This window comes from Pseudomonas sp. GW821-FHT04D07 (assembly GCF_059420225.1).
This window is the reverse complement of the sequence record NZ_JBWKTH010000016.1, coordinates 66,579-88,028: the sequence shown is the minus strand read 5'-3', so window position 1 is coordinate 88,028 and position 21,450 is coordinate 66,579. Positions and strand designations below refer to the sequence as shown.

Here is a 21,450-nt window from a genome sequence, read left to right as displayed (position 1 = left end):
AGCCCTTGTTATAAAGCGGCTCTTAAGTGTCTGTAGGCCATTCAGCACAGGTTTAGCTTTCACCCAAAAACTTAGAAATATACTCAATAGATATAAGGGGACTTAGAGTGAACAAGTCGGAACTGATTGATGCTATCGCTGCATCCGCTGATATCCCGAAAGCTGCTGCTGGCCGTGCGCTGGATGCAGTCATCGAATCCGTCACTGGCGCTCTGAAGGCTGGCGACTCCGTTGTACTGGTAGGTTTCGGCACCTTCTCCGTGACCGATCGTCCTGCTCGCATCGGTCGCAACCCTCAGACCGGTAAGACGCTGGAAATCGCTGCAGCCAAAAAGCCAGGTTTCAAAGCCGGCAAAGCACTGAAAGAAGCTGTCAACTGACATTCGTTCAAGCCTTTGCCTATCCGGGTCGGGTTCTTGCCTGATCTGGCCGCGGAGCGGTGAAGCGGTCGGCCACGGTCCTTTCAGGGCCAGCCTGACACGCCGAGGGACGCGTATTCGAGCCCTCATCCGCTCTGCCAGTTACGAGAAGGCGCATCCTCGGATGCGCCTTTCTTCTATCCGGATTCTACCCACGCTCCACGGTTGCCCACATTGAAGTTCAACCGTTTCTGGGGGACGCATGCTGCAAAATATCAGGGACAATTCACAAGGCTGGATTGCCAAGACCATCATCGGGGTCATCGTCGCATTGATGGCGCTGACCGGTTTCGATGCCATTTTCAGGGCCACCTCCACCAGCCAGGACGCGGCCAAGGTCAACGGTGACGAGATCACCCAGACCGAGCTGAGCCAGGCGGTCGACATGCAACGTCGCCAACTCATGCAGCAGCTGGGCAAGGATTTCGATGCCTCGTTGTTGGATGAGAAAATGCTCCGCGAATCCGCCCTCAAGGGGCTGATCGACCGCAAGCTGCTGCTTCAGGGGGCCGAGAAGTCGAAGTTCGCTTTCTCCGAGGGCGCTCTGGACCAGGTCATCCTGCAAACGCCTGAATTCCAGGTCGACGGCAAGTTCAGTTCCGATCGTTTCGACCAGGTGATTCGTCAGCTGGGTTACGGTCGCCTGCAATTCCGCCAGATGCTGGCCCAGGAAATGCTGATCGGCCAGATCCGTGCCGGTCTGGCGGGCAGCGGTTTCGTCACCGATGCCCAGGTGTTGGCGTTTGCCCGTCTGGAAAAGCAGACCCGTGATTTCGCCTCGCTGAACGTCCCGGTCGACCTGTCGGCGGTCAAGCTGACCGATGACGAGGTCAAGGCCTACTACGACAAGCATGCCAAGGAGTTCATGACGCCGGACCAGGTGGTCGTCGATTACCTGGAGCTGAAGAAGTCCTCGTTCTTCGACCAGGTCAGCGTCAAGGACGAAGACCTGCAGGCGCTGTATCAGAAGGAAACCGCGAACCTCGCCGAGCAGCGTCGGGGCGCGCACATTCTGATCGAAGTGAATGACAAGGTGAACGACGCCCAGGCCAAGGCGAAGATCGAAGAGATCCAGCAGCGCCTGGCCAAGGGCGAGCATTTCGATGCCCTGGCCAAGGAGTTCTCCCAGGACCCGGGTTCGGCCAGCCATGGCGGCGACCTTGGTTTCGCCGGCCCGGGCGTCTATGACCCGGCCTTTGAAAAGGCGCTGTATGCCTTGACCAAGGACCAGGTGTCGGGACCGGTGCGCAGTGAGTTCGGTTATCACCTGATCAAGTTGCTGGGCGTCGAGGCACCGCAGGTGCCGACCTTCGCGAGCCTGAAGGACAAACTGACCCGTGAGCTGAAAACCCAGCAAGTGGAGCAGCGTTTCGTCGAAGCGACCAAGCAGCTCGAAGATGCCTCGTTCGAAGCCTCCGACCTGGCCCAACCGGCCCAGGACCTGAACCTGAAGGTGCACACTTCCGCGCCGTTCGGCCGTGAAGGTGGTGAGGGTGTGGCAGCCAACCGTGCCGTGGTTACGGCGGCGTTCAGTCCGGAAGTGCTGAATGAGGGTGCCAACAGCACCGCCATCGAGCTGGACCCGGAGACCATCGTCGTGTTGCGTGCCAAGGAACACCGCAAGCCTGAGCAACTGCCACTGGCCAGCGTGGATGCCGCGATTCGCAAGCAATTGACCAAGGAGCACGCCACGGCGGCGGCCAAGGTCAAGGCTGACGAATTGATCGCCAGCCTGCGTGACGGCAAGGCGCTGCCGGCCGGCCAGGCCTGGAAAACCCAGGAAGCCGTTACCCGTGGCCAGGAAGGGGTCGATCCGGCGGTGCTGCAAGCGCTGTTCCGTATGCCCAAGCCTGAAGGCAAGGACAAGCCAACCTTCAGCACCGTGACCCTGGCCGATGGTAGCCTGGTGCTCGTGCGCTTGAATGGCGTGAACGAAGGCGCGGCGCCAAGCGAAGAAGAGAAGGCGTCCTACCGTCGCTTCCTCGCCTCCCGTGCCGGCCAGCAGGACTTCGCGGCGTACCGCAAGCAGCTGGAAGGCCAGGCGGACATCAAGCGCTTCTGAGGCGATTGATTCAGCTAACGCCCGTTGTATAAAAAAGACCGCTCATCGAGCGGTCTTTTTTTATCCCCAATCAGCAGGATTGTGCCTACAGCGGACTCGTCCCAGGCACCAGGAATGCCGCCTCCAGCAACTGTTTTGTATAAGGATGTTGCGGCGCGGCAAAGATGTCCTTCGCGTCGCCTTGTTCGACGGCCTTGCCATGCTTGACCACCATCAGTTGGTGACTCAGCGCCTTGACCACCGCCAGGTCATGGCTGATGAACAGGTAGGTCAGGTTGTACTTGATCTGCAACGAACGCAGCAGTTCGACAACCTGGCGCTGCACCGTGCGGTCGAGGGCCGAGGTCGGCTCATCCAGCAGGATCAGCGCCGGCTTGAGCACCAGCGCCCGGGCAATGGCAATACGCTGGCGTTGCCCGCCGGAGAACTCGTGGGGGTAGCGGTTGCGGGTCTCCGGGTCCAGGCCCACCTCTTTCAAGGCAGCGATGATCGCCGCTTCCTGTTCCTGCTCGTTGCCGATCTTATGGATGCGCAAGCCTTCACCGACAATCTGGCTGACGCACATGCGCGGGCTGAGGCTGCCGAACGGATCCTGGAACACCACCTGCATTTCCCGGCGCAACGGCCGCACCTGTTTCTGCGACAGGCAACTCAAGGATTGGCCTTCGAAACGGATATCGCCCTGGCTGCCGATCAATCGCAGGATCGCCAGGCCGAGGGTGGATTTGCCCGAGCCGCTTTCGCCGACGATACCCAGGGTCTGGCCCCGGGGCAGGCTGAAGTGGATACCGTCCACGGCCTTCACATGGTCCACGGTGCCGCGCAGCAGGCCTTTCTTGATGGGGAACCAGACCTTGAGGTTGTCCACCTCCAGCAGCGGCTCACCGACCTGGGTCAGGGCCGGCTCGCCACGTGGTTCGGCGCTGAGCAGCTCACAGGTGTAGGGATGTTGCGGGGCCTGGAACAAGGCTTCGCAGTCGGCCTGCTCGACGATCCGACCGCGCTGCATGACGCATACACGGTGGGCGATCCGACGCACCAGGTTGAGGTCATGGCTGATCAGCAGCAGGGCCATGCCCAGGCGCGCTTGCAACTCCTTGAGCAATTCGAGGATTTTCAGTTGCACCGTCACGTCGAGGGCGGTGGTCGGTTCGTCGGCGATCAGCAGTTCCGGTTCGTTGGCCAGGGCCATGGCGATCATCACACGCTGGCGCTGGCCGCCTGAGAGCTCGTGTGGGAGGGCTTTGAGGCGCTTGTGTGGCTCAGGGATGCCAACCAGCTCCAGCAGCTCCAGGGTGCGTTGGGTGGCCACCTTGCCGGTCAGGCCCTTGTGGATGCCGAGCACTTCGTTGATCTGCTTCTCGATGGAGTGCAGCGGGTTCAGCGAGGTCATCGGCTCCTGGAAGATCATCGCGATGCGGTTGCCACGGATATGGCGGATGGTCTTCTCTTTCAGGGTCAGCAGGTCCCGCCCGGAATACTGGATCGTACCGCTGGGGTGATGGGCCAGGGGGTAGGGCAGCAGGCGCAGGATCGAATGCGCGGTGACCGACTTGCCCGAGCCGCTTTCGCCGACCAGGGCCAGGGTTTCGCCGCGACGGATATCGAAGCTGATGTTTTCCACTACCCGCTGGCGCTGCTCGCCAACCACGAACTCCACCGAGAGGTCGCGCACTTCGATCAGATTGTCCTGATTCATCTTACTTCCTCGGGTCGAAGGCATCGCGAGCGGATTCACCGATAAACACCAGCAGGCTGAGCATCAAGGCCAGCACGGCGAACGCGCTCATGCCCAGCCAGGGCGCCTGCAGATTGGATTTGCCCTGGGCCACCAGTTCGCCCAGGGACGGCGAGCCGGCCGGTAGGCCAAAGCCGAGGAAGTCCAGGGCGGTCAGGGTGCCGATGGCGCCGGTGAGGATGAACGGCATGAAGGTCATGGTCGAGACCATGGCGTTGGGCAGGATATGGCGGAACATGATCGCGCCGTTCTGCATGCCCAGGGCCCGGGCCGCGCGGACATATTCCAGGTTGCGTCCACGGAGGAACTCGGCGCGTACCACGTCCACCAGGCTCATCCAGGAAAACAGCAGCATGATCCCCAGCAGCCACCAGAAGTTCGGCTGGACGAAGCTGGCGAGAATGATCAGCAGGTAGAGCACCGGCAACCCGGACCAGATCTCCAGGAAGCGCTGGCCGGCCAGGTCGACCCAGCCGCCGTAGAAGCCCTGCAAGGCGCCGGCGATAACGCCGATGACTGAGCTGAGCACGGTCAGGGTCAGGGCAAACAGGACCGAGATGCGGAAACCGTAGATCACCCGCGCGAGCACGTCACGGCCCTGGTCGTCGGTGCCCAGCAGGTTGTCCGCTGAGGGCGGGGCCGGCGCCGGGACGCGCAAGTCGTAGTTGATGCTTTGATAGCTGAACGGAATCGGCGCCCACAGGGTCCAGGCATCCTTGGCCTTGAGCAGTTCGCGGATGTACGGGCTCTTGTAGTTGGCTTCCAGTGGAAACTCGCCGCCGAAGGTGGTTTCCGGATAGCGCTTGAGGGCCGGGAAATACCAGCCGCCGTCGTAGTGCACCAGCAGCGGCTTGTCGTTGGCGATCAGCTCGGCGCCGAGGCTCAGGACGAACAGCAGCAGGAACAGCCAGAGCGACCACCAGCCGCGCTTGTTGGCCTTGAAGCGTAGGAAACGTCGGCGATTGAGGGGGGATAACTGCATCTCAATGCTCCCGATGTTCGAAGTCGATCCGCGGATCGACCAGGGTGTAGGTAATGTCGCCGATCAGTTTCACCACCAGCCCCAGCAGGGTGAAGATGAACAGGGTGCCGAAGACGATCGGGTAATCGCGGTTGATCGCCGCTTCGAAGCTCATCAGGCCCAGGCCGTCGAGGGAGAAGATCACTTCCACCAGCAGGGCGCCGGTGAAGAAGATGCCGATGAAGGCCGAGGGAAAGCCGGCGATGACCAGCAGCATGGCGTTACGGAACACGTGGCCATAGAGCACGCGGCGCTGGGTCAGGCCCTTGGCCTTGGCGGTGACCACGTACTGCTTGTTGATTTCATCGAGGAAGCTGTTCTTGGTCAGCAGGGTCATGGTGGCGAAGTTGCCGATGACCAGGGCGGTGACCGGCAGCGCCAGGTGCCAGAAGTAGTCGAGGACCTTGCCGCCGAGGCTCAACTGCTCGAAGTTGTTCGAGGTCAGGCCGCGCAAGGGGAACCAGTTCAGGTAGCTGCCGCCGGCGAACACCACGATCAGCAGGATCGCGAACAGGAACGCTGGAATCGCGTAGCCGACAATGATCGCCGAACTGGTCCAGACATCGAAATGACTACCGTGGCGGGTGGCCTTGGCGATACCCAGGGGGATGGACACCAGGTACATGATCAGGGTGCTCCAGAGCCCGAGGGAAATCGACACCGGCATCTTTTCCTTGATCAGGTCGACGACCTTGGCATCGCGAAAGAAGCTGTTGCCGAAGTCCAGGGTCGCGTAGTTCTTGATCATGATCCACAAGCGTTCCGGTGCCGACTTGTCGAAGCCGTACATGTGCTCGATTTCCTTGATCAGGGCCGGGTCCAGGCCCTGGGCGCCGCGATAGCTGGAGCCGGCCACCGAAACCTCCGAGCCGCCGCCGGCGATCCGACTGGTGGCGCCTTCGAACCCCTCGATCTTGGCGATCATCTGTTCCACCGGGCCGCCGGGGGCAGCCTGGATGATCACGAAGTTGATCAGCAGGATGCCGAACAGGGTCGGGATGATCAGTAGCAGTCGGCGAAAAATATAGGCCAGCATCTTATTGCTCCGCGCTCGTGCTGTCGGTTTGCGCCGATACCGCCGGCTTGGCATCCGGCTTGATCCACCAGGTGTAGACACCGACATCGTAGGCCGGTGAAACCCGCGGGTGGCCGATATGGTCCCAGTAGGCCACGCGCCAGGTCTTGATGTGCCAGTTGGGAATCACGTAGTAGCCCCATTGCAGCACCCGATCCAGGGCGCGCGCGTGTTCCACCAGGTTCTGCCGGGAGTCGGAGTCGATCAGCGCTTCCACCAGCTCATCCACCGCCGGGTCCTTGAGGCCCATGAGGTTGCGGCTGCCGGGTTTGTCGGCACTGGACGACTTCCAGAATTCCCGCTGCTCGTTACCCGGCGAGCTGGACTGCGGGAAGCTGCCGACGACCATGTCAAAGTCTCGCGAGCGCAGGCGGTTGATGTACTGGGAGACATCGACCCGGCGAATCACCAGGTCGATGCCGAGGTCCGCGAGGTTGCGCTTGAACGGCAGCAGCACCCGTTCGAAATCGCTTTGGGCCAGCAGGAACTCGATACTCACCGGTTTGCCCTGGGCGTCGACCATCTTGTCGTCGACGATACGCCAGCCGGCCTCTTGCAGGAGTTGGTAGGCGCGGCGTTGTTGCGGGCGAATCATGCCGCTGGCGTCGCACACCGAGGGTTCGAAGGCCTGGTTGAAGACCTGCTCGGGAATCCTGCCGCGCAGTGGCTCGAGGATCGCCAGCTGGGCGGCATCCGGCAGGCCGGTGGCGGCCATTTCCGAGTTTTCGAAATAGCTGCGGGTACGCTGATAGGCGCCGTTGAACAACTGCTTGTTGGTCCATTCGAAATCGAACAGCAGGCTCAGCGCCTCGCGCACGCGGATATCCTGGAACATGGGTTTGCGCAGGTTGTAGATAAAGCCCTGCATGCCGGTCGGATTGCGATTGGGGATCTGCTCCTTGATCAGTCGGCCCTGGGCGACGGCCGGGGTGTTGTAGGCGTTGGCCCAGTTCTTCGCGCTATTCTCCAACCAGTAGTCGAACTGCCCGGCCTTGAGGGCTTCCAGGGCCACGGTGCCGTCACGGTAGTAGTCCATGACCATGGCATCGAAGTTGTAGAAGCCACGGTTGATCGGCAGGTCTTTGGCCCAGTAGTCCTTGACCCGCTCGTAACGTACCGAGCGGCCGGCCTTGACCTCGGCCAACTGGTACGGCCCGCTGCCGAGAGGGAATTCCAGGTTGCCCTTGTTGAAGTCGCGATTGGCCCACCAGTGCTTGGGCAGCACCGGCAACTGGCCGAGAATCAGCGGCAGTTCACGGTTGGTGGTGCGCTTGAACTTGAACAGTACTCGCAACGGATCTTCGGCGACGGCTTCGTCGACGTCGGCGTAGTAGGTCCGGTACAGCGGTGCGCCGTCCTTCATCAGGGTCTGGAAGCTGAACACCACGTCTTCGGCGCGCATGGGCTGGCCATCGTGGAAGCGTGCCGTGGGGCGCAGGTAAAAGCGCACCCAGCTGTTATCCGGGGCTCTTTCGATTTTTTCCGCCACCAGGCCGTATTCGCTGAAGGGTTCGTCCAGGCCATGGCGCATCAGCGTGTCGTAGATCAGGTCGAGACCGTCGGCCGGCACGCCCTTGGTGATAAAGGGGTTGAGGCTGTCGAAACCGCCCATGGCCGACTGGCGGAAAGTGCCACCCTTGGGCGCGTCGGGGTTGACGAAGTCGACGTGCTGGAAATCGGCTGGGTATTTCGGCGGTTCGTTATAGAGCGTCAGGGCATGTTGTGGGGCGGCGACCGTGAGGCCGGCCAGGGCGCTGAACAGCAGGCCGCTGACGGGCAGGAACAGGACACGCGAAAACATCATTGGGCTTTCTCCGAAGCTTTCATCCACCAGGCGCTCAGGCCCAGGGTGTACGGCGGCGTAGTGACAAAGGCGAACCGGTTGCGGTAGGCCAGGCGATGATAGGCAAGGTACCAGTTGGGAATCATGATGTGCTGCCACAGCAGGACCCGGTCGAGGGCGCGACCGGCAGCCAGTTGCTCGTCCCGGGTGCGGGCCGCCAGCAAGGCTTCGAGCAGGTGGTCGACCACCGGGCTGGCGACTCCCGTGTAATTCTTGCTGCCCTTGACGCCGGCCTGGCTGGAATGAAAGTACTGCCACTGCTCGAGTCCCGGGCTGAGGGTCTGGTCCAGGGTCATCAGGATCATGTCGAAATCGAACTGGTCGAGACGTTGTTTGTACTGGGCACGATCCACTGTTCGCAAGCGGGCGTCTACACCTATGCTCGCGAGGTTTTCGACGTAGGGCTGGAGGACCCGTTCCAGGCTCGGATTGACCAGCAGTATTTCAAAGCGCAGCGGTCGGCCGTTCTTGTTCAGCAGGCGCTGGCCATCGAGTTTCCAGCCGGCTTCGCCGAGCAGGGCGAGGGCGCGGCGCAGGGTCTCGCGGGGAATGCCGCGGCCATCGGTGCGCGGCAGGCTGAACGGCTCGCTGAACAGCCGGGCGGGCAGTTGTTCGCGGTAGGGCGCGAGCAGTAACCATTCCTGGCCGGCCGGAACCCCCGTGGCGGCAAACGCGCTGTTGGGATAGAAACTCATGGCCCGCTGGTAGGCCCCGCCGAACAGGGTGCGGTTGGTCCATTCGAAGTCGAACATCAAGCCCATGGCTTCGCGCACTCCGTCTTGGGCAAAGCTGGCGCGGCGGCTGTTCATGAACAGGCCCTGGGTCTGGGTCGGGATCTGGTGGGCGATCTGGGCCTTGATCACCTCACCCCGATCAACGGCGGGGAAACTGTAGCCATTGGCCCAGTTCTTGGCCTGGTGTTCGATATAGATATCGAACTCACCGGCCTTGAACGCTTCAAAAGCAACGTCGCTGTCGCGATAGAACTCCACTTCGACGCGGTCGAAATTGTATTTGCCGCGATTGACCGGCAGGTTTTCGCCCCACCAGTTCCTGACCCGCTCAAAGACCAACTGACGGCCCGGTTGCACCTTGCTGATGCGATAGGGGCCACTGCCCAGCGGCGGGTCGAAGGTGGTGGCGGTGAAGTCGCGACCTTGCCAATAGTGTTGCGCCAGCACCGGCAGTTCACCCAGGCGCAGGATCAGCAGCGGATTGCCCGAGCGCTTGAAGACGAAGCGGATCCGCTGGGGCGTGAGCACATCGACCCGTGAGACTTCCTGCAGACTGGTGCGGTATTGCGGATGACCTTCCTTGAGCAGCAGGCGGTAGGAAAAGGCCACGTCGTAGGCGGTAATCGGTGTGCCGTCGTGGAAGCGCGCCTCGGGCCGCAGGTTGAACACCACCCAGCTGCGGTCTTCGCTGTACTCCAGCGACTGGGCGATCAGGCCGTAGCTGGCGTTTGGTTCATCTCCCGAGGGCGCGTACTGACCGGTGCCAGCCATCAGGGTGGCGTTGAGCTCATTGACACCGTACTGCAGGAAATTGGCCGTGGTGACCGGGCTGGTACCCTTGAAGGTGTAGGGGTTGAGGGTGTCGAAGGTGCCGAACGCCATCACCCGCAAGGTGCCGCCTTTGGGCGCGTCGGGGTTGACCCAGTCGAAGTGGGTGAACCTGGCGGGGTACTTGAGCGTGCCGAACTGCGCATAACCATGGCTTTCGCTGATCGTCGCGCTTGCGGGAGAGCTCAAGGCCAGGCTGAAGAACAGCAGGAGGAGGGGATGCGTCAAGGCAGAGATCCGATCCAGGCGGCTTGGGCTATAGGGCCAGTACCTTAACAGCTTGTATCGGGAGGAAAAAGGCGTTGCTGAGTACGCTCGGCCCCCGGTAGGCGCCGGCTTGCCGGCGATGAGGCCCGCCAGTCTTGTAGTGACTGTCTGGCCGCCGTCGCCAGCAAGCCGGCTCCTACCGGGGACGCGGTGTTTTTGAGGTTGTCGATTATCAGCGTGGTGCGGAAACCGTGATGATCTGCCCGGGCTTGAGGGCCTGGCCGGTGCGCGGGTTGAGACGCTTGAGGTGCTGCATCTCGACGTTGAAGCGCTTGGCGACGATATACAGCGAATCGCCTTTCTGCACCTTGTAGGTGGTGGCGGCCTTCTTGCTTGCCGTGGCCCGGGTATTGTCCTGCATGACCAGGGTCTGGCCGACCTTGAGATGGTGCCCCGAGAGCTTGTTCCAGTGCTGCAGGTCCTTGACGTCGACCCGGTTGGCCTTGGCAATCGAGATCAGGTTGTCGCCAGTCCTGACCTTGTAGCGGCGGGTCAGGCGTGCCGGTGGGTTGCCGGCAAGGGATTCGAACACCGGTTTCTTCGGTCGCAGGCCGATCAGCTCTTCGGGTTTCATCCGCGACAGGCTGGCGGTCAGCAGCTGTGCCTTGGAACTGGGTACCAGCAGGTGCTGCGGGCCGTCCATCGTGGCCTTCTGCTTGAACGCCGGGTTGAGTTGGATCATCTCGTCTTCGTCGATCTCGGCCAGAGCCGCGACCCGACTCAGGTCCATCGGTTGGTTGACTTCGACGGTGGCGAAATAGGGTTCGTTGGCAATCGGGTTCAGGTTCACGCCGTACGCTTCGGGGGCCATGACCACCTGGGACAGGGCCAGCAGCTTGGGCACGTAGTCGCGGGTTTCCTGGGGCAGCGGCAGGTTCCAGTAGTCAGTGGGTAGGCCGAGCTTTTCATTGCGCTCGATGGCCCGGCTGACCGTGCCTTCGCCGGCATTGTAGGCCGCCAGGGCCAGTAGCCAGTCGCCGTTGAACATGTCGTGCAGGCGGGTCAGGTAGCTCATGGCCGCCAAGGTGGACGCGGTGATGTCCTTGCGCCCGTCGTAGAAACGGTCCTGGCGCAGGTTGAAAGAGCGTCCGGTGGACGGAATGAACTGCCACAGGCCGACGGCATCGGCTCGTGAATAGGCCATCGGGTTGTAGGCGCTTTCGATCACCGGCAGCAACGCCAGCTCCAGCGGCATGTTGCGTTCTTCCAGGCGCTCGACGATGTAATGAATGTAGAGGCTGCCGCGCGAGCTGGCGTTCTCCAGGAACGCGGGGTTACTGGCGAACCACAGGCGCTGTTGTTCGATACGCGGGTTCACCCCCAGGCCGTCCTGCAACTGGAAGCCCTGGCGCATGCGCTCCCAGACGTCCTGGGGCGGGGTGGGCTTGGACTTTTCGCTGAGCCAGATCGGTTTCTGCTTGATCCGGGCACTGAGGTTCGGGGTCGGTTCGTTGTTGCTGTCCGAGGGGTGATGAAAGCCTGAGCAGCCCGCCAGGGTGGCGGACACAGCCACGGCGATAGCTTGAGCCAATCGCGTCAATGCGTCTGAATTGATGGGTTTTCGGTTGGATGACGACATTGGCTGGAAGTGAGTTCCGGGCGAAAATGTCGGGCGATTCTAGAAAGCGCTCAGGGTGCGGTCAACCATTCAGATTTTTAACCTTGGCCGCACCACTCTCAGAAGCTGTCTTTCCAACGGCGCAGGGCCGCAAAAACCTCACTCGGCGAGGTGTTATCGAGGCCGTTCCGTTCGTCTGCTTTTTCTTTAACAGATGTTTCACCGACCCGCAGGAACGGGTTGGTCTTCAACTCCAGGGCCAGGCTCGACGGCAAGCTGATGCGTCCCTCGGACCGCCAGTGGCTGACCTGCGCCAGGCGTTCGGCAATGTCCGGGTTACGCGGCTCGACCGCCTGGGCGAAACGCAGGTTGCTCAGGGTGTATTCGTGGGTGCAGTAGACGGAGGTATCGGCCGGCAGTGCGGCCAGTCGGCTCAAGGAGTGGTGCATCTGTTCCGGCGTACCCTCGAACAGGCGGCCGCAACCGGCGGCGAACAGCGTGTCGCCGCAGAACAGCAGCGGGCGCGCGGCATCCCCGTGGTAGAAGGCGATATGTCCCAGGGTATGGCCGGGTACGGCGAACACCTGGAACTCGAGGCCGAGTACCGTGACGCTGTCGTTGTCGTGCAGAGCCAGGTCGCGGGCCGGGATGTTTTCACTGGCCGGACCCAGTACACGGGCACCGCTGGCCTGCTTCAGGCGTTCGACACCGCCGACATGATCGTGGTGGTGATGGGTGACCAGGATGTCCGCGAGCTGCCAGCCCGGATGCTGTTCCAGCCAGGCCAGCACCGGCGCGGCATCGCCCGGGTCGACCACGGCGCAGCGGCGTCGGGTGGTATCCTGTAACAACCAGATGTAGTTGTCGGTGAAGGCGGGCAGCGCGTCGATCTGTATCATGGTGCAATTCCCAAGCGCAAAACAATGGCGCATCTTAGTGCTTGTGAAGCACTTGTGGCGAGTTGGAGAAGGCAATGACCGATAAAGCGTTCGCTCAGGCTGATCCTGACTGGCTGGCTCTGATCAGCGCGGCCCGCGACTGGCTGTCCGGCCCCCTGGGGCAACTGCTGCTCGACGAGGAGCGGCGCATGCTCGAGGACGAGCTGGGACGTTATTTTGGCGGCTACCTGGTGCATTACGGCCCGTCGGCCGAGCCCCCGCCGCTGGCCGAGCAGGTGCGCCGCAACGTGCGCCTTGGCGCGCCGCTGCCGGGGGTGGAAATCGTCTGCGAGGAGCAAGCCTGGCCGCTGAGCGAGCATGCCGCCGACGTGGTGGTGCTGCAGCACGGCCTGGATTTCTGTCTGTCACCCCATGGCCTGCTGCGCGAGGCCGCCGCCGCCGTGCGCCCCGGTGGGCACCTGCTGATCATCGGCATCAATCCCTGGAGCACCTGGGGGCTGCGCCGGGTGTTCGCCCACGACGCGCTGCGCAAGGCCCGTTGCATTTCACCCTCGCGGGTCGCCGACTGGCTCAACCTGCTGGGCTTTGCGCTGGAGAAACGCCGCTTCGGGTGCTATCGTCCGCCGCTGGCGTCGGCGGCCTGGCAAGCGCGGCTGGCGGGCTGGGAGCGGGTCGCCGGCGGATGGCAGCTGGCGGGCGGCGGCTTCTATCTATTGGTCGCGCGCAAGATCGTGGTTGGCCTGCGGCCCGTGCGCCAGGTGCGTCGCGAACCGGTCGGCAAGCTGGTACCGCTGCCGATGGCCAAGGTCAACCGGCGGCAAAGCGAACAGTAACTATTTTCTTCCTTGAGGGTCGAGCGTGCTCGGCCCGGGATGCGTCGGTCAGTTACCGGCGTGCCATGGGGTCATTTTCGATGGAAAGGTTGTAATGAGCGATACTGTTGAACTCTTCACCGACGGTGCCTGCAAGGGCAATCCCGGCCCGGGCGGCTGGGGCGCCTTGCTGGTCTGCAAGGGCGTCGAGAAGGAACTCTGGGGCGGCGCGGCCAACACCACCAACAATCGCATGGAGCTGATGGGGGCGATTCGTGGCCTCGAAGAACTCAAGCGTCCCTGCGAAGTCTTGCTGGTTACCGACTCGCAGTACGTGATGAAAGGCATCACCGAGTGGATGGTCAACTGGAAGAAACGCGGTTGGAAGACCGCGGCCAAGGAGCCGGTGAAAAACGCCGACCTGTGGCAACTGCTCGACGAGCAGGTCAGTCGTCACACGGTGAAGTGGAAGTGGGTGCGCGGGCATATCGGCCATCACGGCAACGAGCGGGCCGACCAACTGGCCAACCGTGGCGTGGACGAAGTGCGGGGGATCAAGCATGCGTAGTGTGGTACTCGATACCGAAACCACCGGCATGCCGGTCACCGACGGCCACCGGATCATCGAGATCGGTTGCGTCGAGCTGATGGGGCGCCGCCTTACCGGTCGACATTTCCACGTTTACCTGCAGCCGGACCGTGAAAGTGATGAAGGCGCCATCGGCGTACACGGCATCACCAACGAATTCCTGGTGGGCAAGCCGCGTTTCGCCGAGGTCGCCGATGAGTTCTTCGAATTCATCAAGGGCGCCCAGCTGATCATCCACAACGCGGCGTTCGACGTGGGCTTCATCAACAACGAATTCGCCTTGATGGGCCAGCAGGACCGGGCCGACATCACCCGCCACTGCAGCATCCTCGACACCCTGATGATGGCCCGGGAACGGCATCCGGGGCAGCGCAACAGCCTCGATGCCCTGTGCAAGCGCTATGGCGTCGACAACTCCGGCCGCGAACTGCACGGCGCCTTGCTCGACTCGGAGATTCTCGCCGACGTCTACCTGACCATGACCGGTGGTCAGACCAGCCTGTCCCTGGCCGGCAACGCCACCGATGGCAACGGTTCCGGTGAAGGTTCGGGCAACCAGGCCAGCGAAATCCGCCGCCTGCCGGCCGATCGCCAGCCAGCGCGGATCATTCGCGCCAGTGACAGCGACCTGGCCGAACACCTCGCGCGCCTTGAGGCCATCGCCAAATCCGCCGGTGCGCCGGCGCTCTGGACCCAACTGGCCGAGGCCGACGCGCAGCGCCACTGAGGCCTGCGGATGATCTTTTGTGCAGCGGCGATTGTCCTTCTAAGCTGAAGGAGCCGGTGCAGCGAGCTTCACCTTCCGGGGACCGGATGTCCCCGGACAGGAAGTCGAGGTTTCCCTTCCTGATCGTGCACCGTGACATCAAGGCTTGAGGATGGTTGGCCCAATGCATTTAGTCACGAACCAGAAGTATCCCGAAGTATCGGTCCGTGTAGCTGACGCTGGTTTCTCCGAGTACATCTGGGGCAGCGATTTCAGCTTTCAGGTCAAGGCCCATGGCCTGGCCGAAATCGGCAAGCGGGTCGATCAATGGCCGCTGGTCCCGGTGGCGCCCTATCGCAAGTGCTATGGCATCGACCCCGAGGAGTTCGCCAGTTATCGAGCGGCGGTGGACAGCGAAATCTTCATGGCCTATCTGGACGGCCGCGCGGTGGGCCATGTGGTGGTCAGTACCAACTGGAACGGTTTTGCCCATGTCGACGAACTGGCGGTCGATGCCTCGGCACGACGCCATGGGGTGGCCCGGGCGCTGCTGGATGTGGTGCGTTTCTGGAGCCACAAGAAGAACCTGCCGGGGATCATGCTGGAAACCCAGAACAACAACCTGGGCGCCTGTCGCCTGTACGAACGTTGCGGCTATGTGCTGGGCGGGATCGATCATTTGCGTTATCGCGGAATCGATGCGCAGACCGCGGAGGTGGCGGTCTTCTGGTATCTGTTGTTTGCCGGGCAACCGTGAGCGGCGGCCGGCTCTAGAGCAGCATCGCCGTGGCTTTTTCGCCGATGATTTCCAGCAGGGCCTTCAAGGCGGCGCTCGGCTCGCGGTCTTTCAAGGTCAGGGCATAGAGCGTGACGCCGATGGCCGGTGACAACGGGCAGACATCCAGCCCGCCGGCCCTGGCCCCGACGGCCGTGAACGGATCGACAATCGCCAGACCCTCACCGGCTTCGACCATGCTGCGCATCATCTGGTAGGTCTGCACCCGGGTCTGTACCTGCGGCGCCGGCCGCAAGGCTTGCAGCTTGCCGTCGAGCATCAGGCTCAGGGTGTCCTGTTCCTCCAGGCCGACCATGGATTGCCCAGCCAATTCCTGCAGGGCGATGTACTTCTGCTTGGGTTGCAGCCAGCCATGGGGCGCCAGCAATTGCAGTTTGCCTTCGGCCAGGGGCTGGGCTTGGATCTGTGGATGGTCGGGGTTGTGCAGGCTCAGGCCCAGCTCAACTTCCCGAAGCAACAGGCCGCGGACGATCTCGCGGGTGTGCTGGCTGGCGAGGGTGCAGGGGGTTTCGCGAAAGCGTCGGCGCAAGGCCGCCAGGCTCTGGGGCAGCAGTTGCTGGGCCAGGGTCGGTGTGCAGACCACTCGCAATGCGGGGTCCTGATGCTGGCGCAGGCTGCCGGCCAGGCGCCGCAGCGGTTCTATTTCCGCATACAGGCGGTGCAGCAGGGGTTGCAGCTCACGGGTTTCCCGGGTTGCCTGCATCCGTCCGCGCACGCTGGCGAACAGCAGGAAGCCCAGTTGTTGCTCGGCGTCTTGCAGGGTCGCGCTGACGGTGGCCGTTGGCAGTTGCAGCAACTCGGCGGCGGCGCCGAGGTTGCCGGTCTGCAGGAGGGCCTGGATTACTTCGATATGGCGTAAACGCATGCTTGAAGTCCGTGTCCAGCCGGGAGGGGGTCAGTGGACTGATCCTAACTCAAGTCTGCTCACATGACTTCAGGTGGCTGCCTGCGCCTGTTGTCCCCGATCAGGAAGCAGCGGTCGAGGGCTCGGGTTCGCGGATGAGCGTGACCCCGGATTGAACCAGTTGGAAGGAGTTGTCGTCGATTTTGTTAATGCGATCGCCAATGGCCAGTTTGTAGGTGGTGACAGGCTCCGTGCCGGCCAGGCCTTCGGTCGAAGGCGTGGATTCCTGGAACTCATGCACGGAATAGACGCGACCTTCCGCATCTCTGGCATGAAATTGTCCAACGAGTACTGCGGCCATCTGTTTAGAACCTCTGGAAATGAACACCCGATTTGCGGCTCAGTAGACCGTGGTTTGGCGGGGGAAGTTTTGCGCTGGGGAAAAAATAGTCGCTCTACTCTACAGGCTCTGGGCCGAAGAGGGGGAAAGCAGTGGACTGACGGGGCAAAAATCGTCGGAACAGTGGCACCTGATCATCTATAACTACTGTTCCTTTGCCAGTTAGTCGGGAGTTCTTATGAGCAACGTCTACACGGTCGCTGTCCTGGTCGGCAGCTTGAGAAAACAATCCATCAATCGCAAGGTTGCGCTGGCCCTGGCCGGGTTGGCACCGGCGAACCTGAAGCTGGTGATCGTCGAGATCGGCGATCTGCCGCTTTACAGTGAGGACGTCGATACCGACGCGCCGCCGGCGGCCTACCAGGTTTTTCGCGCACAGGTCCGGGCCGCCGACGCGGTGCTGTTTGTCACCCCGGAATACAACCGCTCGGTGCCTGGAGTCCTGAAAAATGCCATCGACGTCGGTTCCCGGCCCTATGGCAAAAGTGCCTGGAGCGGCAAGCCGGGCGCGGTGATCAGCGCCTCGCCGGGAGCCATTGGTGGTTTTGGCGCCAATCACCATCTGCGCCAATCCCTGGTGTTCCTCGACGTGCCCTGCATGCAACAGCCGGAAGCTTATCTGAGCGGTGCGGGCAGTGCGTTCGACGAGGCCGGCCAGCCGTCGGAGTCGATAAAACCCTTCCTGCAAGGTTTTATCAATGCCTATGGACAATGGGTTGAGTGCTACAAGAAGGCCTAGAGCGGATTTTCCAGGCGCTGACGGATCAGCCCCTGGGTTTCCTTCAACCAGGCATCGATCTGTGCCGCCGATAATTGCGCGGTGATGCAATACCGCCGTCCACCCCAGATCAGCACCAGCCAGGCATCGATCGCTTCCTGCGAGGGGTGGGAAGCCAGGTCGGTGCAGGCGTCGAAGGCTTCCCGCCATTTCTGCGACAGCTCCTGGAACACCCGTTGGTGGTGCTTGGGCTCGGCGATCTGGTGTTCGAGCATCAGCAGCGGGTAGTCGAACAACGGTTGATTCGGACTTGCCGGATGCCCGCTGAGCTGCACCAGCCGCTCGACGCGCGCCTGCCAGCCCAGGCCCTCGGCCTGGATCACCTGGTCATCGAGTTGGCGCAGCAAACGTTCGATGCTATGACGCACATAACCGGACAACAGCGCGGCCTTGCTCGGGAAATAGTCGTACAGGGTACCGATGGCGACACCGGCTTCCAGGGCCACCGCACGGGTGGTCAGGGCGGACCAGCCGCTGCGCTGCCAAATCCGAACAAAGGCCTCGTAAATGGCCTCGACAGTGAATATCGCCCGTGCCTGGCTGGGCCGCTTGAGCGGCTTGGCGCGGGGCTTGAGGCTGTGTGCAGCCGGCTTGCCGGCGTTTCCGAACCCGTTCTTCATGGTCTGCCATTAAGCTGGTTGCACCCGCAATCGTTGCAGATAGGAGTCTGATTATGCCAAGTGCCAGCACGGTAACACGACTGATCACCCGCAAGAACGGTCTCGACCAGAGCCGCATCGAAGTACAGGAACGGGCCCTGGTGGCCGGTCCTGGAGAGGCGCTCCTCAAGATCGAACGCTGTGCCCTGACCACCAACAACATCACCTACGCCGCCTATGGCGACTCGATGAACTACTGGGGATTTTTTCCTACCGGGCAGTCGGAGTGGGGCCAGATACCGGTATGGGGCTTTGCCGATGTACTGGTGTCGAATGTCGACGGGGTGGCGGTGGGGGAGCGGTTCTACGGTTACTTTCCGATTGCCAGCCATCTTTGGATGAAGCCGGAGCGAGTGACCGAGCGGGGTTTTTATGACGGCGCAGAGCACCGCAGGGACCTGACCTCGGCCTATAACCAGTATACGCGCTGCAGTTGGGACCCTTACTACAGCCCAGACACCGAGGACCTGCAGATACTGCTCAAGCCGTTGTTCCTGACCTCGGCGATGCTCGCCGACTTCCTCCAGGACAACCAGTTCTTCGGCGCCACGCGCCTGGTGTTTTCCAGCGCGTCGAGCAAGACCGCCTTTGGCACGGCGGTGTGCCTGGAGGGCCGGCCCGAACTGACCCGTGTCGCCCTGACGTCCGCCTCCAACCGCGAGTTTGTCGCCGGCCTGGGCTGTTATGAACAGACCCTGGCCTACGATCAACTGGACCGCTTGGAAGCCGATCAGCCGACGCTCTATGTGGATTTTTCCGGTGACCTGGCGCTGCGTGATCGGGTGCATCAGCGCCTGGGCCGACAGTTGCTCTACAGCTGCTTCGCCGGTTCCGCGCAAACCACGGGTGAGGCGCAACTCACGGCGATCGAAGGGCCGCAGCCAGTGTTCTTCTTTGCGCCGATCCAGATCCGCAAGCGTAACGCCGAATGGGGGCCGGAACAGGTAAGCCGATATATCGGCGAGGGGCTGCAGCGTTTCTACCAGACGGTGAGCGCAGGGCCGACGCCGTTGCTGGAGGTTGTCGTGGATGAAGGCTACGCCGCCGCCCAGCAACTGATCTCACGGCTCTATCACGGGCAGGTGCCGCCGGCCCAGGGCAATATTATCAAGCTCTGAAATCCCGGTGCTGGTGCGCTGCGGTGAACACATAGCCTGTGGGAGCGGAGCTTGCCCGCGAAGCTTTTGGCGTCCTTGAGGGCGCCTTCGCGGGCAAGCTCCGCTCCCACACAAGCTCCGCTCCCACATCAGTTGCCTTGCGGCATTTCACCTTTCGTCAGGCGCTGGTTGATATCAACGATCACTTGCGGCAGATCGTTGAGGGTGTCGATCAGGTAGTGCGGCCGGGAGCCGGCGAACACCATGTGAATACGCTGGCGCTCAGTGTCCAGGCTCGCCCGGTCGAGGCCGCGGTATTGCTCGTAGGTCAGCCCCAGCGCATTGCCCGAACACACCAGGGCGACGGTCCACATACCGGCCCGGCGACCTTCGAGGATCCCCGGGACGGTATCGTCGACCTTGACGCAGGCGGCAACGTCGTCGATGCCCAGCGCGATCACGTTGGCCAGGGCCTGGGCTGGCCAGGGGCGACCGTTCGGTACTTCGTCGGTGGCTACCACATGGTCGGCGACATAGCCGTTGCTGGCCGCCAGGGCCACGACCTTCTCCATGACCCGGGCCGGATAACCCGAGCACGAACCGATCTTCAGTCCCTGCCGGCGCAGTGTGGCGATGGTCTCCAGGGCTCCGGGAACCAGCGCCGAGTGTTCGGCGATTTTCTCGATCTGCAGGGGCATGAAGCGCTCGTAGATGGCCGTGACGTCGTCATCGCTCGGGGCGCGGCCGAACACCTCGCGGTAGCGCTCGCTGATCGCCGGTTGGTCGCATAGCGTGCGGATATGGTCCCATTTGCCCATGCCCATGGGGCCGCGGGCTTCCTCGATGGACACCGACACGTCGAATTCGGCAAAGGCCTCGACGAAGATCTGGGTCGGGGCGAATGAACCGAAATCGACGACGGTGCCGGCCCAGTCGAGGATGGCGGCTTGCAGTTGGGTGGGATTGCGGTAGTTCATGTCGGTCAGCCTTGAATACAATAATAGAAAATTGGAATACAGACCTGTAGGAACCGGCTCGCTGGTGATGCGATCTGGTCGTCGCCATCGTCGTTGCCTGGAAAAACGCTATCGCCAGCAAGCCGGCTCCTACAGGGGGCGTGTTCAGTCTTGGGTTCTAGATATCCAGCACTTCCATTTCCCGCAGGACCTCTGCGATAGCCGCCACTGCTGCCCGCATCTCACTGCGCCCGACCTGGCCGATACAGCCCACGCGGAAGGTCTCGACCCGGGTCAGCTTGCCCGGATAAAGAATGAAACCCTTGGCCTTGACCCGTTCGTAGAACGCCTTGAACTGGTAACGCGGATCTTTCGGGGCATGGAAGGTGACGATGATCGGCGCCTGGATCGACGCCGGCAGGAAGCTGCGCAAGCCGAGCCGGGCCATTTCCTCCAGCAACACCTGGCAGTTGTCGGCATAACGCCCGAGGCGGGCGGGCCGGCCGCCTTCCTCGTTGTACTGCAACAGCGCCTCGTGCAGCGCCGCGACCACATGGGTCGGTGGGGTGAAACGCCATTGGCCGGTCCTGGCCATATAGGCGTGCTGATCGTGCAGATCCAACGCCAGTGAAGGCGAGTTGCCGGCGGCGGTGGCCAGTGCTTGCTTGCGGGCCAAGACGAAGCCCATTCCGGGCGCGCCTTCCAGGCATTTGCCGGAAGCGCCGATCAACGCATCGAACGGCACCTGGCGGGCGTCGATGGGCAAGGCGCCGAACGAACTCATGGCGTCGATGATCAGGCGCTTGCCGTGACGCGCGACTACCTCGGCGATGTCCGCCAGTGGATTGAGGATGCCGGTGCTGGTTTCGCAGTGGATCAGCGCGACATGGCTGAGGGTTGGCTCGGCAAGCAGCAAGCGCTCGACATCAGCGGCGGCGGTGGGCTGGTCCTCGGCGGTTTCGAAGGTGCTGAACGAACGGCCCAGGACTTCGCAGATCTTCGCCAGGCGCTGGCCGTAGGCGCCGTTGATCAGCACCAGTACTTTGCCATCCCGGGGCACCAGAGTGCCGATGGCCGCCTCCACGGCGAAGGTGCCGCTGCCTTGCAAGGGGACGCAGTGATGGCTGTCGGCAGCATTGACGATCGCCAGCAGTTGTTCGCACAGACGGGCCGTCAGTTGGTTGAACCCTTCATCCCAGGAGCCCCAGTCCTGGCTCATCGCCTGGCGAGTGCGGGCCGAAGTGGTCAGTGGACCTGGGGTGAGCAGGACGGGATCGGCAGTACGCATGCGGGTTTCTCGCGGCAGGGATCGTTGACGGGATACAGGGCATAAATTGCCGTTTGGCTTGTCATCAATCAAATTGTTTGT

The 21,450-nt window shown here is 62.3% G+C and carries 20 protein-coding genes; 8 read left to right on the top strand and 12 right to left on the bottom strand.

Annotated features, from left to right (window positions below):
* Positions 1 to 107 precede the first annotated feature (107 nt).
* On the top strand, positions 108 to 380 hold the full coding sequence (locus tag AC07T0_RS19115; protein ID WP_002552737.1) for an HU family DNA-binding protein: 273 nt from the start codon (positions 108 to 110) through the stop codon (positions 378 to 380).
* 241 nt (positions 381 to 621) lie between these two features.
* On the top strand, positions 622 to 2,481 hold the full coding sequence (locus AC07T0_RS19110; RefSeq protein WP_495002693.1) for a SurA N-terminal domain-containing protein: 1,860 nt from the start codon (positions 622 to 624) through the stop codon (positions 2,479 to 2,481).
* A gap of 85 nt (positions 2,482 to 2,566) precedes the next feature.
* On the opposite strand, the gene AC07T0_RS19105 is transcribed toward AC07T0_RS19110, so the two are convergent.
* The 7 genes from AC07T0_RS19105 to gloB form a co-directional block, all read right to left on the bottom strand.
* Positions 2,567 to 4,180, bottom strand: coding sequence for an ABC transporter ATP-binding protein (locus AC07T0_RS19105; RefSeq protein WP_495002692.1), 1,614 nt, complete (start codon positions 4,178 to 4,180; stop codon positions 2,567 to 2,569).
* A gap of 1 nt (position 4,181) precedes the next feature.
* A complete protein-coding gene (locus AC07T0_RS19100) occupies positions 4,182 to 5,201 on the bottom strand; it encodes an ABC transporter permease (protein WP_495002691.1) in 1,020 nt (339 codons plus the stop codon).
* Between the two features lies 1 nt (position 5,202).
* On the bottom strand, positions 5,203 to 6,276 hold the full coding sequence (locus AC07T0_RS19095; RefSeq protein WP_495002690.1) for a microcin C ABC transporter permease YejB: 1,074 nt from the start codon (positions 6,274 to 6,276) through the stop codon (positions 5,203 to 5,205).
* Position 6,277: 1 nt separating this feature from the next.
* On the bottom strand, positions 6,278 to 8,116 hold the full coding sequence (locus AC07T0_RS19090) for an extracellular solute-binding protein (RefSeq protein WP_495002734.1): 1,839 nt from the start codon (positions 8,114 to 8,116) through the stop codon (positions 6,278 to 6,280).
* Complete coding sequence (locus tag AC07T0_RS19085) at positions 8,116 to 9,948, bottom strand: extracellular solute-binding protein (RefSeq protein ID WP_495002689.1); 1,833 nt, start codon at positions 9,946 to 9,948, stop codon at positions 8,116 to 8,118. Before AC07T0_RS19085 ends, AC07T0_RS19090 begins: the two co-directional genes overlap by 1 nt.
* A 211-nt stretch (positions 9,949 to 10,159) precedes the next feature.
* On the bottom strand, positions 10,160 to 11,566 hold the full coding sequence (locus tag AC07T0_RS19080) for a transglycosylase SLT domain-containing protein (protein ID WP_495002688.1): 1,407 nt from the start codon (positions 11,564 to 11,566) through the stop codon (positions 10,160 to 10,162).
* A gap of 98 nt (positions 11,567 to 11,664) precedes the next feature.
* A complete protein-coding gene (gene gloB / locus AC07T0_RS19075; RefSeq protein WP_495002687.1) occupies positions 11,665 to 12,444 on the bottom strand; it encodes a hydroxyacylglutathione hydrolase in 780 nt (259 codons plus the stop codon).
* Between the two features lie 74 nt (positions 12,445 to 12,518).
* Here gloB and AC07T0_RS19070 point away from each other — a divergent pair, with 74 nt between their 5' ends.
* The 4 genes from AC07T0_RS19070 to AC07T0_RS19055 all read left to right on the top strand — a co-directional run bounded on the left by AC07T0_RS19070 (position 12,519) and on the right by AC07T0_RS19055 (position 15,308).
* On the top strand, positions 12,519 to 13,277 hold the full coding sequence (locus AC07T0_RS19070) for a class I SAM-dependent methyltransferase (protein ID WP_495002686.1): 759 nt from the start codon (positions 12,519 to 12,521) through the stop codon (positions 13,275 to 13,277).
* 94 nt (positions 13,278 to 13,371) lie between these two features.
* On the top strand, positions 13,372 to 13,824 hold the full coding sequence (rnhA, locus tag AC07T0_RS19065) for a ribonuclease HI (protein ID WP_495002685.1): 453 nt from the start codon (positions 13,372 to 13,374) through the stop codon (positions 13,822 to 13,824).
* Positions 13,817 to 14,572, top strand: a complete 756-nt coding sequence (dnaQ, locus tag AC07T0_RS19060; RefSeq protein WP_495002684.1) for a DNA polymerase III subunit epsilon — start codon at positions 13,817 to 13,819, stop codon at positions 14,570 to 14,572. The genes rnhA and dnaQ overlap by 8 nt, the downstream gene beginning before the upstream one ends.
* A gap of 163 nt (positions 14,573 to 14,735) precedes the next feature.
* A complete protein-coding gene (locus AC07T0_RS19055) occupies positions 14,736 to 15,308 on the top strand; it encodes a GNAT family N-acetyltransferase (protein WP_495002683.1) in 573 nt (190 codons plus the stop codon).
* A 13-nt stretch (positions 15,309 to 15,321) separates the two neighbouring features.
* Here AC07T0_RS19055 and AC07T0_RS19050 read toward each other — a convergent pair whose 3' ends face one another.
* Both AC07T0_RS19050 and AC07T0_RS19045 read right to left on the bottom strand, forming a co-directional pair.
* Positions 15,322 to 16,212, bottom strand: a complete 891-nt coding sequence (locus tag AC07T0_RS19050) for a LysR family transcriptional regulator (protein ID WP_495002682.1) — start codon at positions 16,210 to 16,212, stop codon at positions 15,322 to 15,324.
* A 100-nt stretch (positions 16,213 to 16,312) separates the two neighbouring features.
* Positions 16,313 to 16,552 (bottom strand): hypothetical protein, encoded by a 240-nt coding sequence (locus tag AC07T0_RS19045; protein ID WP_495002681.1) that lies wholly within the window; start codon positions 16,550 to 16,552, stop codon positions 16,313 to 16,315.
* 217 nt (positions 16,553 to 16,769) lie between these two features.
* On the opposite strand from AC07T0_RS19045, the gene AC07T0_RS19040 reads away from it, so the two are divergent.
* Entirely contained in the window at positions 16,770 to 17,330 is a 561-nt protein-coding gene (locus AC07T0_RS19040; protein ID WP_495002680.1) for an NADPH-dependent FMN reductase, read from the top strand.
* Here the strand turns inward: AC07T0_RS19040 and AC07T0_RS19035 are convergent.
* The gene (locus AC07T0_RS19035; protein WP_495002679.1) at positions 17,327 to 17,989 is read right to left on the bottom strand and encodes a TetR/AcrR family transcriptional regulator; all 663 of its coding nucleotides are present in this window, start codon (positions 17,987 to 17,989) and stop codon (positions 17,327 to 17,329) included. The two genes, AC07T0_RS19040 and AC07T0_RS19035, sit on opposite strands and share 4 nt — an antisense overlap.
* Positions 17,990 to 18,042: 53 nt before the next feature.
* Here AC07T0_RS19035 and AC07T0_RS19030 point away from each other — a divergent pair, with 53 nt between their 5' ends.
* Positions 18,043 to 19,146 carry a DUF2855 family protein gene (locus AC07T0_RS19030; RefSeq protein ID WP_495002678.1) on the top strand — a complete coding sequence of 368 codons (1,104 nt, stop codon included), beginning with the start codon at positions 18,043 to 18,045 and terminating at the stop codon, positions 19,144 to 19,146.
* A 128-nt stretch (positions 19,147 to 19,274) separates the two neighbouring features.
* Here the strand turns inward: AC07T0_RS19030 and phnX are convergent, their stop codons facing one another.
* On the bottom strand, positions 19,275 to 20,102 hold the full coding sequence (phnX, locus tag AC07T0_RS19025) for a phosphonoacetaldehyde hydrolase (RefSeq protein ID WP_495002677.1): 828 nt from the start codon (positions 20,100 to 20,102) through the stop codon (positions 19,275 to 19,277).
* Between the two features lie 157 nt (positions 20,103 to 20,259).
* Complete coding sequence (locus AC07T0_RS19020) at positions 20,260 to 21,369, bottom strand: 2-aminoethylphosphonate--pyruvate transaminase (RefSeq protein WP_495002676.1); 1,110 nt, start codon at positions 21,367 to 21,369, stop codon at positions 20,260 to 20,262.
* Positions 21,370 to 21,450: the final 81 nt, after the last annotated feature.

Bases quoted from the DNA above. Each gene is read 5' to 3' on its own strand.
- AC07T0_RS19110 (WP_495002693.1), top strand. From the start codon at position 622: ATGCTGCAAAATATCAGGGACAATTCACAAGGCTGGATTGCCAAGACC.
- AC07T0_RS19105 (WP_495002692.1), bottom strand. From the start codon at position 4,180: ATGAATCAGGACAATCTGATCGAAGTGCGCGACCTCTCGGTGGAGTTC.
- AC07T0_RS19100 (WP_495002691.1), bottom strand. From the start codon at position 5,201: ATGCAGTTATCCCCCCTCAATCGCCGACGTTTCCTACGCTTCAAGGCC.
- AC07T0_RS19095 (WP_495002690.1), bottom strand. From the start codon at position 6,276: ATGCTGGCCTATATTTTTCGCCGACTGCTACTGATCATCCCGACCCTG.
- AC07T0_RS19090 (WP_495002734.1), bottom strand. From the start codon at position 8,116: ATGTTTTCGCGTGTCCTGTTCCTGCCCGTCAGCGGCCTGCTGTTCAGC.
- AC07T0_RS19080 (WP_495002688.1), bottom strand. From the start codon at position 11,566: ATGTCGTCATCCAACCGAAAACCCATCAATTCAGACGCATTGACGCGA.
- gloB (WP_495002687.1), bottom strand. From the start codon at position 12,444: ATGATACAGATCGACGCGCTGCCCGCCTTCACCGACAACTACATCTGG.
- AC07T0_RS19070 (WP_495002686.1), top strand. From the start codon at position 12,519: ATGACCGATAAAGCGTTCGCTCAGGCTGATCCTGACTGGCTGGCTCTG.
- rnhA (WP_495002685.1), top strand. From the start codon at position 13,372: ATGAGCGATACTGTTGAACTCTTCACCGACGGTGCCTGCAAGGGCAAT.
- dnaQ (WP_495002684.1), top strand. From the start codon at position 13,817: ATGCGTAGTGTGGTACTCGATACCGAAACCACCGGCATGCCGGTCACC.
- AC07T0_RS19055 (WP_495002683.1), top strand. From the start codon at position 14,736: ATGCATTTAGTCACGAACCAGAAGTATCCCGAAGTATCGGTCCGTGTA.
- AC07T0_RS19050 (WP_495002682.1), bottom strand. From the start codon at position 16,212: ATGCGTTTACGCCATATCGAAGTAATCCAGGCCCTCCTGCAGACCGGC.
- AC07T0_RS19045 (WP_495002681.1), bottom strand. From the start codon at position 16,552: ATGGCCGCAGTACTCGTTGGACAATTTCATGCCAGAGATGCGGAAGGT.
- AC07T0_RS19040 (WP_495002680.1), top strand. From the start codon at position 16,770: ATGAGCAACGTCTACACGGTCGCTGTCCTGGTCGGCAGCTTGAGAAAA.
- AC07T0_RS19035 (WP_495002679.1), bottom strand. From the start codon at position 17,989: ATGAAGAACGGGTTCGGAAACGCCGGCAAGCCGGCTGCACACAGCCTC.
- AC07T0_RS19030 (WP_495002678.1), top strand. From the start codon at position 18,043: ATGCCAAGTGCCAGCACGGTAACACGACTGATCACCCGCAAGAACGGT.
- phnX (WP_495002677.1), bottom strand. From the start codon at position 20,102: ATGAACTACCGCAATCCCACCCAACTGCAAGCCGCCATCCTCGACTGG.
- AC07T0_RS19020 (WP_495002676.1), bottom strand. From the start codon at position 21,369: ATGCGTACTGCCGATCCCGTCCTGCTCACCCCAGGTCCACTGACCACT.